This is a genomic window from Paenibacillus curdlanolyticus YK9 (genome assembly GCF_000179615.1).
Taxonomy (GTDB): Bacteria; Bacillota; Bacilli; order Paenibacillales; family Paenibacillaceae; genus Paenibacillus_T; species Paenibacillus_T curdlanolyticus.
Genome location: NZ_AEDD01000001.1, coordinates 609,075 through 625,174 on the forward strand (window position 1 = coordinate 609,075; position 16,100 = coordinate 625,174).

At 49.0% G+C, this 16,100-nt stretch carries 19 protein-coding genes; all 19 read left to right on the forward strand.

All coding sequences use genetic code 11. The features are described 5' to 3' along the window. Positions 1 to 7: 7 nt before the first annotated feature. The 19 genes from fliJ (at position 8) to PAECUDRAFT_RS02930 (ending at position 16,099) form a co-directional block, all read left to right on the forward strand. On the forward strand, positions 8 to 454 hold the full coding sequence (fliJ, locus tag PAECUDRAFT_RS02840; RefSeq protein WP_006036586.1) for a flagellar export protein FliJ: 447 nt from the start codon (positions 8 to 10) through the stop codon (positions 452 to 454). Between the two features lie 39 nt (positions 455 to 493). Further along, positions 494 to 1,408 (forward strand): magnesium transporter MgtE N-terminal domain-containing protein, encoded by a 915-nt coding sequence (locus PAECUDRAFT_RS02845; protein WP_407636288.1) that lies wholly within the window; start codon positions 494 to 496, stop codon positions 1,406 to 1,408. Between the two features lie 56 nt (positions 1,409 to 1,464). Beyond that, positions 1,465 to 2,835 carry a flagellar hook-length control protein FliK gene (locus tag PAECUDRAFT_RS02850; protein ID WP_006036588.1) on the forward strand — a complete coding sequence of 457 codons (1,371 nt, stop codon included), beginning with the start codon at positions 1,465 to 1,467 and terminating at the stop codon, positions 2,833 to 2,835. Between the two features lie 42 nt (positions 2,836 to 2,877). Next, positions 2,878 to 3,369, forward strand: a complete 492-nt coding sequence (locus PAECUDRAFT_RS02855; protein WP_006036589.1) for a flagellar hook capping FlgD N-terminal domain-containing protein — start codon at positions 2,878 to 2,880, stop codon at positions 3,367 to 3,369. Next, positions 3,362 to 3,754, forward strand: coding sequence for a TIGR02530 family flagellar biosynthesis protein (locus PAECUDRAFT_RS02860; RefSeq protein WP_006036590.1), 393 nt, complete (start codon positions 3,362 to 3,364; stop codon positions 3,752 to 3,754). Before PAECUDRAFT_RS02855 ends, PAECUDRAFT_RS02860 begins: the two co-directional genes overlap by 8 nt. A 99-nt stretch (positions 3,755 to 3,853) precedes the next feature. Next, positions 3,854 to 4,672 (forward strand): flagellar basal body rod protein FlgG, encoded by an 819-nt coding sequence (gene flgG, locus PAECUDRAFT_RS02865; protein WP_006036591.1) that lies wholly within the window; start codon positions 3,854 to 3,856, stop codon positions 4,670 to 4,672. A 123-nt stretch (positions 4,673 to 4,795) separates the two neighbouring features. Beyond that, entirely contained in the window at positions 4,796 to 5,023 is a 228-nt protein-coding gene (locus tag PAECUDRAFT_RS02870; protein WP_006036592.1) for a flagellar FlbD family protein, read from the forward strand. Further along, positions 5,020 to 5,484, forward strand: a complete 465-nt coding sequence (locus PAECUDRAFT_RS02875) for a flagellar basal body-associated FliL family protein (RefSeq protein ID WP_006036593.1) — start codon at positions 5,020 to 5,022, stop codon at positions 5,482 to 5,484. Before PAECUDRAFT_RS02870 ends, PAECUDRAFT_RS02875 begins: the two co-directional genes overlap by 4 nt. 36 nt (positions 5,485 to 5,520) lie before the next feature. After that, positions 5,521 to 6,522, forward strand: coding sequence for a flagellar motor switch protein FliM (fliM, locus tag PAECUDRAFT_RS02880; RefSeq protein ID WP_006036594.1), 1,002 nt, complete (start codon positions 5,521 to 5,523; stop codon positions 6,520 to 6,522). Then, positions 6,512 to 7,747 (forward strand): flagellar motor switch phosphatase FliY, encoded by a 1,236-nt coding sequence (gene fliY / locus PAECUDRAFT_RS02885; RefSeq protein ID WP_006036595.1) that lies wholly within the window; start codon positions 6,512 to 6,514, stop codon positions 7,745 to 7,747. The genes fliM and fliY overlap by 11 nt, the downstream gene beginning before the upstream one ends. Before the next feature lie 23 nt (positions 7,748 to 7,770). Further along, complete coding sequence (locus tag PAECUDRAFT_RS02890) at positions 7,771 to 8,133, forward strand: response regulator (protein WP_006036596.1); 363 nt, start codon at positions 7,771 to 7,773, stop codon at positions 8,131 to 8,133. Between the two features lie 12 nt (positions 8,134 to 8,145). Next, positions 8,146 to 8,772, forward strand: coding sequence for a flagellar biosynthetic protein FliO (locus PAECUDRAFT_RS02895; RefSeq protein ID WP_006036597.1), 627 nt, complete (start codon positions 8,146 to 8,148; stop codon positions 8,770 to 8,772). Next, entirely contained in the window at positions 8,765 to 9,535 is a 771-nt protein-coding gene (gene fliP / locus PAECUDRAFT_RS02900; RefSeq protein WP_006036598.1) for a flagellar type III secretion system pore protein FliP, read from the forward strand. Before PAECUDRAFT_RS02895 ends, fliP begins: the two co-directional genes overlap by 8 nt. A 21-nt stretch (positions 9,536 to 9,556) precedes the next feature. After that, on the forward strand, positions 9,557 to 9,826 hold the full coding sequence (gene fliQ / locus PAECUDRAFT_RS02905) for a flagellar biosynthesis protein FliQ (RefSeq protein ID WP_006036599.1): 270 nt from the start codon (positions 9,557 to 9,559) through the stop codon (positions 9,824 to 9,826). 11 nt (positions 9,827 to 9,837) lie between these two features. After that, a complete protein-coding gene (gene fliR / locus PAECUDRAFT_RS02910) occupies positions 9,838 to 10,629 on the forward strand; it encodes a flagellar biosynthetic protein FliR (protein ID WP_006036600.1) in 792 nt (263 codons plus the stop codon). Between the two features lie 45 nt (positions 10,630 to 10,674). Then, positions 10,675 to 11,784, forward strand: a complete 1,110-nt coding sequence (gene flhB / locus PAECUDRAFT_RS02915; protein ID WP_006036601.1) for a flagellar biosynthesis protein FlhB — start codon at positions 10,675 to 10,677, stop codon at positions 11,782 to 11,784. Between the two features lie 16 nt (positions 11,785 to 11,800). After that, a complete protein-coding gene (gene flhA / locus PAECUDRAFT_RS02920; RefSeq protein WP_006036602.1) occupies positions 11,801 to 13,834 on the forward strand; it encodes a flagellar biosynthesis protein FlhA in 2,034 nt (677 codons plus the stop codon). Then, positions 13,831 to 15,234 (forward strand): flagellar biosynthesis protein FlhF, encoded by a 1,404-nt coding sequence (gene flhF, locus PAECUDRAFT_RS02925; RefSeq protein WP_040711101.1) that lies wholly within the window; start codon positions 13,831 to 13,833, stop codon positions 15,232 to 15,234. Before flhA ends, flhF begins: the two co-directional genes overlap by 4 nt. Beyond that, the gene (locus PAECUDRAFT_RS02930; RefSeq protein WP_006036604.1) at positions 15,227 to 16,099 is read left to right on the forward strand and encodes a MinD/ParA family protein; all 873 of its coding nucleotides are present in this window, start codon (positions 15,227 to 15,229) and stop codon (positions 16,097 to 16,099) included. The genes flhF and PAECUDRAFT_RS02930 overlap by 8 nt, the downstream gene beginning before the upstream one ends. Position 16,100 lies beyond the last annotated feature (1 nt).

Below are 16,100 nucleotides of genomic sequence, written 5' to 3' on the forward strand. Positions count from 1 at the left end.
CATGTAATTGGCGAAATTCCGGTATGCCTATGAGAAGATCGTCGGCCTGAAAGCAAGTGAGAAGAGACAAGCGGAATGGATGCTATCCGATGCAATCGGTAAGCTACAGACGGAGCAAATGTCTTTGGATCAATTGCGATCGGAACGCAAACAGTGGGAGGAACGGCTGCTGGAGCTTTCAACATCGGCTGTTTCCCTGAGCGAGTTAACGACGATTCAGCATTATTTGGACCATTTGGACAGTTGTATAATGAACAAAATCGCGGAGGTCCATCAAGCGAAGGGTGTTGTTGAACAGAGTCGAAGCCACCTTGGCATGAAGATGAAGGATGAAAAGGTCTGGCTTCAGGCGAAGGAACGGGAGTTGTTCCGGTTCCAGCAAGCGACTCTGCTGCAAGAGCAAAATGAGCTTGATGAGATGGCAACCGTCCGTTTCATGATCGCAGCCCCTTAACCGATATAGGAGCCTTCGTGAACCGGGACCGCGGGAGGGATGAAGTTGGCGAATATGGATTTGGACAACGAACGCTATAACGGATTTGAACGATTCATGTTCTTTTTGACTCCGATTCTATTCACTATCATTTTGCTGGGCGTTTTATTGATGCTATTCAACAATGACATGCGTAACAAAATGCTTGACGTAGGAAACAAGGTGCCTTATCTTGCCGATGTTCTACCCGATCCGCAAACAGCGGATGGTGAAGAGAATGTACAGATGACTGCTCAAAAATCGATGGTTAAAATCGATGAGCTTCGGAAGCAATTGAACGAGAAGGACGCAACGATCGCGGCAGACAAGGATAAGTCGGCGCAAGCTGATGAGCTGATCAAATCGCTGCAAGGCGAGATTGAGCAGCTGAAGCAGTCCAATGCAGACGAAGCGTTAAATGATGAGCAGTATCAAGGGAAAATAAATGAACTCGCTGCCATGTACGCGCAGATGACGCCAAGCAAAGCAGCGCCGATTTTACAGAGCATGTCGACGGATGAAGCAGTTCTTGTCATCGCCGCTATGTCTTCAGAGAACCGCTCCAAGGTGCTGGAGAAAATGACGCCGCAAAAAGCAGCGGACATTTCGATGAAGCTTAAAGACGTCGTTCCTGCAAAGGATCGTCAAATTGCTGCGCTTCAAGCACAAGTGAATCGTCAATCGAGCACAACGACGGCTGCGACCCAATCCCAGACGCTCTTGGATACGGCGCAATTGAAACAAACCTTCTCTGGCATGGATCCAAAAAGCGCGGCTGAGCTTCTTCTGAAAATGTCAGACGTGAGCCCGAGCAAGGTGCTTCGCATACTCAATGCTGTAGATGATAGTGCGCGTTCAAGCATTCTTGCAGAAATGTCTTCTGTTAATAAAGGCGTTACCGCGCAGCTCGTTACGAAGCTGATGTCTGGTAAATAAGCCATTCGATTGATAGGTATTCCCTCTTTAATGTGTAGAAAGGAGGTGAAAACAAAATGGAGATGGCAATAACGCCAGCAGTGTCGGCAGCGCCGAAGGGCAATACGTCGAACGCGTCCGTGGATGCAACGAACGCTTCTCAATCTGGCAACAGCCAGTTTAAGCAAACGTTATCAGCAAGCATGAACGGTCAATCGCAAACGTCGGGAACGACTTCAACGGATAGTACGACTGCTACCGCTACAGCGCAAACTGCGAGCACTGAAATGACTGGTCAAACGCCGTTGACGGCGGACCAACTGCTTGCTGCGATCGGCGAGTTGATCGCTTCGTTGCAATCGGAAGATTTGGCCAACGCACCCGAGCTGCCTGTTGTCAAGGATCAATTGCAGGATATGATGGACCAGTTGAACGCGATGCTTTCATTGTTAGGCGTACAATCCGTTCCGGCAATGCCGATTTATGCGGACAACGTGACGGATGCTTTGAAGGCTGACGTTCAACAAGCGCTTGTCCAGTTGCAGGATGTTATCAACAAGGGACAACTTGGCACGGCTCAATTAGGCAATGCTTTGCAATGGATTGGCGAGCAAGTCAAGGGGCTGCAGCAAGCGGTTCAGCAATTGAAAGTGAATGTAAAAACTAGCGCTACAGATGCGGCTGGAGCACAGCAGCAGGATGATTTTGTCGTGGAGGATCAGCCTCAAGCGGCTAAATCGCAACCAGTTGTTCAAGCTCAAGCGCCTGTAGCAACGTCGAACAAGGCAGTCACGTTCTTGGAGCAGCTGAACCGACAATCGGTTAATCCGCATGTTCTACAAGCGCTGGCTTCACAGCAAACGGAGCAAGAGACGGTTGATCAACAGCCAGCAACAGAACAAGCAGCGAACACTGTATTCCCAAACATCCAAACAACTGAAAGCGCTCGTGCGGCTGTTGCAATCAGACAGGTTACTGGTTTAGCTCATGTGCCTGCTCAGCAGTTCGCTGAAACGATGGCGAATTTGATGGTTGATAAGTTTGAGGTGAAAACGGTTGGCGGCATTTCTGAGGCAAAGCTTACGCTCACGCCAGAGCATCTTGGGCAGGTTGATGTGCGTATTTCGGTACAAAACGGTCAACTGACAGCTTTGTTCGTAACAGATTCCAGCGCCTCCAAAGAACTGTTGGATAATCAACTCGCTCAATTGCGCGCTAACTTGCAATCGCAAGGTTTGAACGTAGAGAAGCTTGAGGTTTCCCAGCAGTCGGTGAACACGCAGATGTCCCAACAGCAGCATGGCAACGGCAATGGACAACAGCAATCGAATGGCAACGGCCCTTCGGGAGATGGCGATTCAGAAGAAGCAGCTTTCGAATCCGAGCTTGCACAGCAAACGGTCATTCGCGGACTAGGATATGGACGAGCGATTAACGTGAAGGCATAGCATAGCGTGAATGATGAGCAGGTAGGAACGGAGGTGACAGGAATGGCGGAAGTGATTAATCCGAATGCGGCAGTCTGGCCGAACTATAGTACGTCTAACGTACAGAAGGCGGCTGCAACTAAGAAGGATACGACGTTAGGTAAGGATGACTTCCTGAAGATCTTAGTGACGCAATTGCGCAATCAGGACCCAAGCCAACCGCTTCAAGACCGGGACTTTATTGCACAGATGGCACAATTCTCCTCGGTTGAGCAGTTGATGAATATGTCGGAGGAGATGACGAAGCTTCGTCAAAATCTCGGTTCTGCATCTAGCATGATCGGCATGACAGTCGAGTGGAATGGGATGTCGGATACGGGTATCGGCACGACTTATTCGGGTCTTGTAGAAGCGATATCGATCAAGGATGGCGTACAATATGCCAAAGTTGGCGATAAGACAGTTAAGGTTGATGATCTGACTTCGATCACGTACGTGCCGCAAACGGGCCAAACGACTCCACCTAAAGAGGAAGCGGGCGGTTCGAATGGCTAATGGGATGAAGATCGGAACACTGTATCCAATACCTAATCGACCTGGGAGCATTACACCTAATGCTGCGGCACGCAACAGGGTTTCATCGCAAGACAAGCCGTTTGATCAAATTCTTCAGCAGCAGCAATCGGCTATCAAATTCAGCCAACATGCTGAACAGCGCATTCGTCAACGGGGGATTCAGCTTCAACCGGAAGCGATACGTAAGATTGAGAGTGCAGTAGATCAAGCAGCCTCCAAAGGGGCGGTTGATTCGCTTATTGTCATGCGAGATGTTGCGCTTATCGTCAATGTTCCTAATCGCACGGTAGTAACGGCATTGGATCATTCGCAAATGGCTGGAAATGTTTTCACTCAGATTGATAGTGCAGTCGTATTAACTTAATAAACGGGGCCGGACCTCTATGAGGGAGCCTTAATGCCGTGGAACGACAGAAGCGGCATCACTTTCAAACCTAAAGTTAACAGGAGGCTGATTGTCAAGATGCTTAGATCGATGTACTCCGGTGTATCCGGCATGCGTGGCTTTCAAACGAAGCTTGACGTTATTGGTAACAATATCGCGAACGTGAACACAGTCGGCTTTAAAGCGGGTCGCGTCATGTTCAAAGACATTTTGAGCCAAAACGTCGCCGGCGTAACAGCACCGGAAGAAGGCGCTAAAGGCGGGGTAAACGCTAAGCAAGTCGGTCTTGGCGTAGCTATCGCTGCGATTGACACGCTCCATACAGCAGGCAGCGCAATGACGACGAACGTTCCTACAGATGTTCGTATTGATGGAGACGGCTTCTTTGCTGTCAAAACTAGCCCAGAGCAAGAGGTTCCTTACCTGACACGCGCAGGTAACTTCTATCTGGATGCTAGTCGACAGCTGGTAACGGCTGACGGCGCGTTCGTTCTTGCTGAAGGCGGAGAGCCGATCGTACTGGACGAGGGCGTAACTTCCTTCTCCATCGCGCAAGACGGGTCGATTATCTCGATCAACGCTGACGGGACTGCCGAACCGACTGACTTCAAGATTGGCGTAGTAAAAGTGGTAAACCCTAGCGGATTGGAAAAAGTGGGAAGCAACATGTACCGTGTAACGCCGAATGCAAACCTGGAAGACATCGAGGTTGGATCGGCTAACAATGCAGAGACTGGCACTGGCGCAATCATCGCTGGCCAGCTCGAGATGTCGAACGTCGATTTGACGAGCGAGTTTACGGAAATGATCATTGCACAACGCGGTTTCCAAGCAAACTCCCGAATCATTACGACTTCAGATGAAGTGCTGCAAGAAGTCGTTAACCTGAAACGATAAGGTGCATCCGTCGGTAAGCCTTAACGGCTTGCCGACGGTATAAGCTCATCCTTAGGAAGCAGCAAATGCTGCAGGCGTCATTTTAGATGAACGCTGCGCAGCATATCTATAGGAGGAAGCGTAATGGTAGCTTTAACCCGATTGAATGGTACGACCATAATTATTAACGCTTTGTTGATAGAGACGATTGAAGAGACGCCTGATACCTTAATTACCCTAACGACAGGCAAGAAATTACTTGTACTCGAAAAATCTTCGGAAGTGATTTCGCTCATTCAGCGCTACCTTCAGACAATCGGCGTCATTGCGGCGACCTACAGAAGCGAGCAAACGGAGGGACCCTCGACATGAAAAAGATGTTACCATGGTTAGTTTCGATTCTATTAGCGATTACGCTAATTGCGATCGTAGCCATCATACTGTTGAACTCTCTGTTCGACGACTCCGGTAAGAAAGAAACTACGGAGCCGGTTAAGGTGGAAACGTTATCCGCCGATGAGCGCGTAGAAGTGACTTCTGAATTGAAAGATATTAAACGCAATCTGTTGGACAACGACTATATTCTCATTGCGAGTTTTGCTTTCCAGCTGGACAGCAAGAAGTCGAAGGAAGAGTTCGAGAAGATTAAGGATATTCTAATCCGTCCGATCATTAACAGTGTTATCGCTGATACGACAGTGGAGCAGCTGAATGGCTCGAAAGGACAAGATATGCTGGCTTCGAAAATTCTGAACCTCATTAACCAAAAGCTGCCTGAGAAACAGAAGCTAATCAAGGTAGAAATTACGAACTTTATGATGAGCCCTATCTAATTCATTGACCGGCATACCTGTAAGGGGGTGAGAAATGTGGTTGATGTGTTATCGCAGAACGAGATTGACGCGCTGCTAGCTGCCTTGTCCTCAGGTGAAATGGACGCCGAGGATCTTAAAAAGGAAGATACGCAGAAAAAAGTTCGTGCATACGACTTCAAACGCGCCGTTCGTTTCTCTAAAGATCACATCCGAAGCTTGACGCGCATACACGAGAACTTCGCGCGATATTTGACAACCTATTTCTCCGCACAGCTGCGCACATTCGTTCAAATTAGTGTCGTGGATGTGGAGCAGTTGCCATATGACGAGTTCATTCGCTCGATTCCGAAAATGACGATCCTGAATATTTTCGAAGCGGAGCCGCTTGAAGGTCGTATGGTAATGGAGGTGCATCCGAACGTCGCTTATGCGATGCTGGATCGCTTGCTTGGAGGCCAGGGAACGGCACCGTCGAAGATGAATGCCCTCACTGAGATTGAGATGACTGTACTGGAACGCATCTTTAGCAGAGCGTTTGAGAGCCTGCAGGAAGCTTGGAAAACAGTTATAGACATATCGCCAAAACTTGAAGCTTTGGAAACAAACCCGCAGTTTATGCAGATTGTTTCGCCCAATGAGACGATCGCATTAATCTCGCTTAGCACGAAGATTGGCGATACGACGGGGATGATTAACCTATGTATTCCTCACGTCGTCATAGAGCCAATTATGCCGAAGCTTTCTGTGCACCATTGGTTCGTATCGCAGAAGAAATCTCGTTCTCCGGAAGAAGTCGAAGTTCTGGAGCAGCGTGTGAATCGAGCACAGCTGCCGATCGCTGTCGAGCTAGGCGAGTCTGTAATTAACGTCCATGAATTCCTTAACTTGATGCAAGGCGACGTAATTACGCTCAATAAACCTGTCGGCGAAGGCTTAAACATTAAAGTCGGCAACAAAATCAAGTTTATCGGCAGTCCAGGATCGATTAAAGACCGGGTAGCCGTGCAGGTTGACGAAATTGTCAGCGAAGGGGTAGAGGAAGAACATGACGAGTAAAGATTACTTGAGCCAAGAAGAAATTGATGCGCTGCTCCGTCAATCGTCTGATGATGATACAGATTCGGTTGCACCATCGGCTGAGACTGCTGTAATTGCTGATTTCTTGAACAATATTGAACAAGATGCACTTGGCGAAATCGGCAACATTACGTTCGGAAGCGCAGCGACAGCACTATCTACTTTGTTGGGTAAAAAAGTCGACATTACGACGCCACAAGTTACGTTAGTGAAACGTTCGGAGCTCAAGGATGTATTCCCTAAGCCGCATGTGGCCGTTTCGGTTCAATACGTAGATGGATTCCAAGGGATTAATTCTCTAGTCATTAAGACGCACGATGCTCAAGTTATCGCTGATTTGATGCTCGGCGGCGAAGGAGAAGTAATGCCAGCGGAGCTGAATGAGATTCATATCAGCGCCGTGCAAGAGGCAATGAATCAAATGATGGGCTCGTCTGCAACTTCGATGTCTACGATCTTTAACCGTTTCGTAAACATCTCGCCGCCAGGCATCAACATTCTTGATGTTGAAAACGGTGACGGAGTAAACACGCTGCCAGATGAAGATGTTTTCATCAATGTTTCGTTCCGTTTGATGATTGGGGATCTGATTGACTCCACGATCATGCAGCTATTGCCAGTCTCTTTCGCGAAGCAAATGGTTGCTACGCTGATGGGCGGAATGGATGAGCCAGCTGCGCCAGCGCCAGTAGCTGCAGCTGTCGAGACAGCAGCGCCAGCGGCGCCTGCACAAGTATCTGCACCGCCTGCTGCCGCTTACACACCGCCGCCAATGCAAGAAGCACCGCCAATGTATGCGCAGCAGCCAATGTACGCGCAACAACCGATGTATGCACAACCGCCGCAAGGACCGAATACATATGGGCAAGTGCCAGGACGCAACGTAAACGTTCAACCTGTGCAATTCGCCAACTTCCAAGGTGCACCATATGTGCAAGCTGATGATACAAACTTAAATTTGCTTCTCGACATACCGCTTAAAGTAACGGTAGAATTGGGTAGGACCCAAAAGCAGATCAAAGATATTCTTGAGCTGTCGCAAGGCTCGATTATCGAGTTGGACAAGCTGGCAGGCGAACCTGTTGACATCTTGGTCAACAACAAGCTGATTGCCAAGGGTGAAGTTGTCGTTATTGACGAAAACTTCGGTGTCCGTGTAACGGATATCGTGAGTCAATGGGACCGCATGCAAAAAATTCAATAACATCCTAGGGGGAAATGAAAACGATGGCTAACCGTATTTTGATCGTGGACGACGCTGCATTTATGCGAATGATGATTCGTGACATTTTGACGAAAAACGGCTACGAGGTTGTCGGGGAAGCGCCGGACGGTTCGGTTGCTGTTGAGAAGTTCAAAGAGCTGAAGCCGGATCTGACTACGATGGACATTACGATGCCAGAGATGGACGGCATTGCAGCGCTGAAAGAAATCAAGAAGCTTGATCCGAATGCAAAAGTCATCATGTGCTCGGCAATGGGCCAACAAGCGATGGTTATTGACGCGATTCAAGCCGGCGCAAAAGACTTTATTGTAAAGCCATTCCAAGCGGATCGCGTAATCGAAGCTATCAAGAAAACGCTGGGTTAGGCCGCTCACAACATGAAGAACATCCAGATTCGTATCGCGGCGCTCGCGACAGCTATTTTGCCTTTCACGGCATTACATGCTGCCGCGGCGTCCGAAGGACTGGAGACGACCGACACCGCTCCGACATTTGACGGGAGCATGACGGGCAGTCTCGTGTCCGTACTGATAGCATTAGCCGTAATTATCGGACTCATTGTCCTTGTCATCAAGCTGCTTTCCCGGCGCAATCGTGGCTGGGGGACGAACCGCGCGCTCCGCACGCTCGGCGGAGTCGCGCTCGGGCAGCATAAATCGCTTCAAGTCGTAGAATTGACCGGCAAAGTTTATATTGTCGGGATTGGCGAAGATGTTCGGCTGCTGGATAAGATCGATGATCCTGAAGAAGCTGCTAGGATTATTGCCGTTATGGAGCAGCAGAACAACATCACTTGGAACGCGGCGACCATCACGGACTTTATGAACAAGTTTCGTAAGCGGGATGGCAGTCAGGCTGTACAAGATCCAACGCGAGCAAATGAAGGGCCTGATTTTGAGCGCTTGCTTCGGAAAAAGCTGGACGAGCAGTCTCAACGCAAGCAGCAGGTAGAAACGCTCCTTCGCTCACCAAATCAAAGCGATCGGTTGATGGACGATGAATAAAAAATGGATTTATGCAGTCGTCATAGCGCAATTGCTCTTGCTTGGGTTGTTCCATTCTCATGCTTACGCAGAGCCATTGCCTAACGTCAGCATACAAATAGGGGATGGCACTGGTACTGGCACGGAAACGCCAGGAACGAGCGCCGTTTCGATTTTACTGCTTTTGACTGTATTAAGTGTCGCTCCTGCCATACTGGTACTGATGACGAGCTTTACGAGAATTGTCATTGTACTGGGGTTCGTAAGAACGTCACTCGGAACGCAACAGATGCCGCCGAATCAGGTGTTAATCGGACTTGCGATGTTTTTAACCTTTTTCGTCATGGCGCCTACGCTATCGCAAGTGAATCAGGTAGCGCTTCAACCTTATCTCAAGGGTGAGATTACCCAGATGCAAGCTTTTGATAAGGCCGCGGTTCCAATGAAGAAGTTTATGTTCTCGCAAACCCGTGAGAAGGATCTGCTGCTTTTCATGAAGTATACCAAAACGGAAAAGCCGAAAAGCTACGAGGATATCCCGATTACGGTGCTTGTCCCTGCTTACGCAATAAGTGAGCTGAAAACGGCATTCCAGATGGGCTTCATGATTTTTATACCGTTCTTAATAATCGACATGGTCGTGTCCAGTACACTAATGGCAATGGGGATGATGATGCTACCTCCGGTCATGATCTCGCTTCCGTTCAAGATTCTGCTGTTCGTCCTGGTCGACGGGTGGTACTTGATCGTCAAGTCACTGCTCATCAGCTTTAACATGACATAAGCAGAAAGGAACGAGCTTGCGATGAGTGCTGAGTTTATTATCGGATTGGCCGGGCAAGCCATTTACACCATTTTGAAAGCTAGCGCACCGATGCTCATTATCGGTCTTGTCGTCGGACTAATCGTCAGTATCTTCCAAGCTACGACGCAAATCCAGGAACAAACGCTAGCCTTTGTTCCCAAAATTGTGGCTGTGTTCGTGTCCATGATCATATTCGGGCCATGGATTCTTAATACGCTGGTTGACTTTACTTTCAATCTGCTCAACAACTTGTACAAATATATCGGATAGGCTGGTTGAAGATGGAGCTGATCGCACAGGGGTTCCCTATTTTTTTGCTAATCTTTTGTCGAATGACAGCGTTTTTCGTCGTAGCACCATTGTTTTCGATGCGCGGCGTGCCGACAACGTTCAAAATCGGTCTCGGCTTTTTCCTTACTCTGATCGTCTTCTTAACTTATGGGGTGAAGGAAAGCATCGTGCCGGATGCCACCTATATTTTGTTCGTCATTCGAGAAGTATTAGTCGGTCTGCTTCTCGGCTTTGTTGTCTATCTATTCTTTACCGTCGTGCAAACGGCTGGCGCCTTGATGGATATCTCGATGGGCTTTGCGATGTCTAATGTCGTAGATCCGATGACTGGCGCCTCATCGCCGATGCTCGGTAATCTGAAGTATATGATTCTTGTGCTCGTCTTTCTGTCCATGAACGGCCATCATTACATGCTGACAGCATTAATGGACAGCTACAAATGGATGCCGTTGGACAACGACCTGTTTGCAAGAATCTACAGCGGCAAGGTTTCTGAATTCATTGTTCTGGCATTTTCAGAAACGTTCATGCTCGCTTTTCAAATTGCGTCTCCGATCATTGTTGCGATGTTTTTAACGGATGTCGGATTGGGCTTCCTTGCCAAAACAGCGCCTCAATATAACGTTTTTGTAATCGGGATGCCTTTGAAAATTTTGATCGGCGTGTTCATGCTGACCCTTATTTTACCTTCAATGTCGGGCGTGTTTGAGCATTTGTTCTCAACCATGTTTGAACATCTTCAACAACTGTTGACGATGCTGCAACGAAAAGAAGCAAGCTGAGCAATCGCTTCCGAAGGCTCTAGCATTCCTTAAGGAGGTGACCTTGTGACGGCCCGCTTAACCCCGTACCGGTTTTCGCTGGATTTGCAACTGTTCAGCCAAGAGAAAACAGAATCAGCAACGCCGAAGAAACGGCAAGAGGCTCGTGAAAAAGGTCAGGTCGCCAAATCTCAGGAGCTGCCAGGGGCTTTCATTCTTCTATTCGTATTTATGAGCTTCTATATGATTGGTCCTTATTACAAGTCACGTATTCTCGCGATGTTCGGCGATTTGTTCGAGGACTGGTTGACGCTCGATCTCACGATGGGCAATGTCATGTCGCTTTTCACGCAACTGATGTATGAAATGTTGATGATGCTCGCACCGATTTTCGCAATTGCTTTGTTAGTCGCTTTACTTGGCAATTATGTGCAGGTCGGTATCCTGTTTACAGGCGATCCGCTCAAGATGAAGTTCAGCAAGCTGAGTCCTATTCAAGGGTTCAAGAACATCTTTGCGATGCGAACCGTCGTGGAATTTATCAAAAACATATTAAAGCTGGTCGTCATTGGACTTGTCGTTTTTATGACGCTGAAGAGCCAATGGGGCCGAATTATCCAATTGGATACCTTGCCTGTCGAATATGTTCTCGGGTTTACAGGCGGAATTGCACTTAAGTTAGGTATCGAGATAGGGGTAATACTCGTTGTACTGGCTTTAGGCGATTATTTCTATAAGAAATATGAATACGAAAAAGGTTTACGGATGTCAAAGCAAGACATTAAAGACGAGTTCAAGAAAACAGAAGGTAACCCGTTGATTAAAGGCCGCATCCGGGAGCGCCAACGCAAAATGGCGCTGCAGCGCATGATGCAGGATGTGCCTAAAGCGGACGTTATCATCACCAACCCTACTCACTTCGCCGTAGCGCTAAAGTATGATGCTTCCAAGATGGAGGCGCCAGTCGTACTCGCCAAAGGGATGGATCATGTGGCATTGCGTATACGGGAAACAGCCAAGGAACACGGCGTCATTACGATGGAAAACAAGCCGCTCGCCAGAGCGTTGTACGATCGGTCGGAAATCGGCGACTCGATTCCCTCGGATCTGTTTCAAGCGGTGGCGGAAGTACTGGCATATGTATATAAGCTAAAAGGCCGAGTTAAATCTTCGTGAATCGGGGGAACGCGTCATGAAACCTAGGGATCTGGTCATATTGATCGGCATCATCGGCATCGTGCTCATGATGGTCATTCCTGTCCCAACTGTCCTTATGGACGTGCTTCTCATAATTAACATTTCAGCAGCCTTAATGATCCTTCTGATTTCAATGAATACGAAGGATGCGCTGCAATTTTCGATCTTCCCATCCGTTTTGCTTATCACGACGCTGTTCCGGCTCGCGTTGAACGTTTCGACGACAAGAAATATTTTAAGTAAGCATGAGGCGGGTTCTGTCGTTGAAACATTCGGTAACTGGGTTGCAGGCGGAGAAATTGCAATCGGCTTTATCGTCTTTCTTATCCTCGTCGTCGTTCAGTTTATCGTCATTACGAAAGGCTCCGAACGGGTAGCTGAAGTAGCTGCACGCTTCACGCTCGACGCGATGCCAGGTAAACAGATGAGTATCGACGCGGATTTGAACGCCGGATTGATTAATGAGCAGCAGGCCAAAGAGCGCCGTTCCAAAATCGAGCGGGAAGCCGACTTCTACGGTGCGATGGACGGTGCAAGTAAATTCGTCAAAGGCGACGCGATTGCAGCCATCGTTATATTGTTCATTAACCTGATTGGCGGTTTTATAGTCGGCATGGCCATTCATGGCATGCCATTCAGTGAATCTCTACATACGTATTCTATCTTGACGATTGGTGACGGTCTCGTGAGCCAGATCCCGGCGCTTTTGATCTCGACTGCTGCCGGCATGATCGTGACACGCGCATCCTCGGAAGGAAATTTGGCCGAAGATTTGACCTCCCAAATGCTGAAGTATCCGAAACTGCTTTACATCGTTGCGGGCACGGTTGCTTTGCTCGGCATCTTCACGCCGATTGGACCGCTATCCACCATTCCGATTGCTGGGATTCTCGTGTACGGGGGGTGGAAGCTCCAGTCGAACATGGACAAGAAGCAAGAGGAAGAGGATATGCTCGTTGAGGAACAGCAGATCGAAGAGGTACGCAGTCCAGAGAGCGTAATCGGCCTTCTGAATGTGGACCCAATCGAGTTCGAATTCGGTTATGGATTAATTCCGTTGGCGGATGCGCAGCAAGGCGGCGACTTGCTCGATCGGATCATAATGATTCGTCGTCAATGCGCGTTAGAGCTTGGCTTAGTCGTACCGGTCATTCGGATACGCGATAACATCCAGCTGAAGCCGAACGAATATGTGATCAAAATTAAAGGAAACACGGTGGCCCGCGGAGACTTGCTGCTGAATCACTACTTAGCAATGAGTCCTGGTTTCGAGGATGATTCCATTATCGGGATCGAAACGACAGAGCCAGCCTTCGGTCTTCCTGCGCTTTGGATTGATGAAGCGATGAAGGAACGCGCGGAGATGTCTGGTTATACGGTCGTAGATCCGCCGTCTGTCGTGGCTACTCATTTGACGGAGATTGTGAAGCGACATGCTCACGAACTGATTGGCCGCCAAGAGACGAAAGCGCTCGTAGAGAATGTGAAAGAAAATTATCCAGCATTGGTCGACGAGCTGATCCCGAACGTTCTTGCCATCGGGGATGTGCAGAAAGTGCTCGCCAAGCTGCTGCGTGAGAAAATCTCGATCCGCGATTTGGTGACGATTTTTGAGACGCTTGCCGATCAAGGCCAATACACCAAAGATACGGACGTTCTAACGGAGTATGTGCGCCAAGGGCTCTCTAGGCAAATCACACAGCAATTCTCGCCAAGCGGGGATATGCTTCGCGTTATTACCGTGGGACCAGGCTTGGAAAAGAAGATTGCGGAATCGGTGCAGCAGTCCGATCAAGGCAGCTATTTATCCATTGACCCTGTGTCCACGCAGCAAATTTACCAGAAGTTAACGGAACAAGTCACGAAACAGATTCAATCCGGCCATCAGCCCGTCGTTCTTGCTTCACCAACGATTCGCATGTACTTGCGCAAGCTAGTGGAACGAACGATGCAGGATGTCCCTGTATTGTCCTACAGTGAGCTTGAGCCTAATATCGAAGTACAAAGCGTTGGGGTGGTGAACCTGTGAGAGTGAAACGTTACCTCGTAAATGAAGTGTCGGAGGCGCTGCCGATGATCCGAACCGATCTGGGCAGCGATGCAGTCATTCTCAGCACCAAGGAGATTAAGGTCGGCGGGTTCATGGGGATGTTTAGAAAACGCAAGACTGAGGTCGTTGCAGCAATTGAATCGGATGCTCCACAACCAGCAAAGGGCCGCAAGGCCCCTTCTGCGCAATCAGTGAAGCAAGCGCCTACACGATCGGCTGCATCAGCAGCTGCAGCGTACGGCGGAAGCAATCCGATGGCCTCGCCTGCAAATGCTGGATCAAGCGAATCGCGAGCTGCAGCTACTGCCGTTTTAGAGCAAGAAGAGGCGGCAATCGCAGCAGAAAGAGCTGCAGCTGTGATACAAGCGATGAGCTCGCAACCATCACAAGCGACCCGACAGTCGAATGCAGCGGCAGTCACAGCCGAGCCACGTACGGAACGAGTTGTTCCTGATCCTGCAAGGCAAGAGCGAGGCGAAGGTTCAACGAGACAGATAGCCGAGGAAGCGCTAATTAGTGAAATTCGCGACATGAAGGAATGGATACTCAAGCTTTCCCGCCAACAAGCGGCGGAGTCGCAGCCTGCTGCGATTCGTGCTTTACGCGAGCGGTTGGATGAGCAAGAGGTTTCGACTGAGTGGATTGACAAGCTTATCGATGAGCTTGAGCAATTGCCAGAGGCAGGAGATGGCTGGAAGGATGCTGCGATCGTTTGGAAGTTGGCAGCGCAGCAATTAACTGCCTGGTTAAAGCCATCTGAGCATGCGGGCATTGCGAGCGGTGGGCGCGTCATTTATTTTGTCGGTCCAACAGGCGTAGGCAAAACAACGACAATCGCTAAGCTGGCAGCGGAACAGACGATCAAGTATGGACGGAAAGTAGGCTTTATTACTTCCGATACGTACCGGATTGCTGCCGTTGACCAGCTTCGCACCTACGCTAACATTTTGAATGTGCCGATGGAAGTTGTGTTTTCCCCTAATGAGGTGCCGCGCGCATTCGAGCAACTGCAAGAACAAGAAATGATTCTAATGGACACAGCGGGGCGGAATTATCGGAGCGAGCTGCATGTATCCGAGGTTAATAGTTTGATGTATCACAAACAAGCAGAAGGCTCCGCTTATCTGGTACTAAGCATGACAGGCCGAACGAAGGATATGGCGGTCGTGGCCGAACGGTTTTTGCCGTATGGCATCCGAAATGCGGTTTTCACCAAACTGGATGAGACGAACGTGTATGGCATGCTCATGAACCTCACTTTGGAATTTGGCTTAATGCCTGCCTATGTGACAAGCGGACAGACCGTGCCAGACGATATCGCGCCATTCAACGCCGAGACTTATGTCGCACTGCTTCTAGGGGAACCTGTCCATGCATGACCAAGCAGAGGCGCTTCGTAACCTGATACGCAACAACGAGAAGCTAGCGGCGGGTAAAAAAACACGTATCATCACGGTAACGAGCGGGAAGGGGGGCGTGGGCAAATCAAACTTTAGTTTGAATTTTGCGCTCGCTCTTGAGCGGCTGGGCAAAAGCGTCTTAGTATTTGATGCTGACATCGGCATGGCCAATCTCGATGTTCTGATGGGGCATTCGTCCACGTATTCGATCTATCATTTGCTCAAGCAGGACAAGACGATTTGGGATATTATCCAGCTTGGCCCGCAAAGGCTGCATTTTGTTGCTGGCGGTTCCGGAATGAACGAACTGCTTGAATTAAGCGAAGCACAGCTGGCGAAATTCATCGATCAGCTTGATAAGCTGCAAGGGCGTTACGATTATTTATTGTTCGACACAGGTGCAGGTCTATCGAAGGAGGCTGCCAGCTTTATAGCTGCTGCTCATGAAACGATCGTGGTAACGACACCTGAACCGACAGCGATAACGGATGCTTATGCTTTAATGAAAATGGTCAGGTCTCTAGGACATGAGCCGTCTTTCCGGCTTGTTGTCAATCGCGCGATGGATCGCCGCGAAGGGCAACAGACCGCGGACAAAATGGCAATGGCAGCGCATAAATTTATGGGCATTGAAGTACCTTTGCTCGGTGTCATAGCTGATGACCCAAATGTAAGCCGTGCAGTCAAGCAACAAACACCGTTCTCTATTGCGTTTCCGAATACGGATGCAACAAGAGATATCCAAGCGATCGCGCGGGCTTACCTTGATATGCCCGCACAGCGTGAAGCAGTGAGCGGTGGCGTCAAAGGATTTCTAACCAAGATGATCAAACTTATGAAATAAT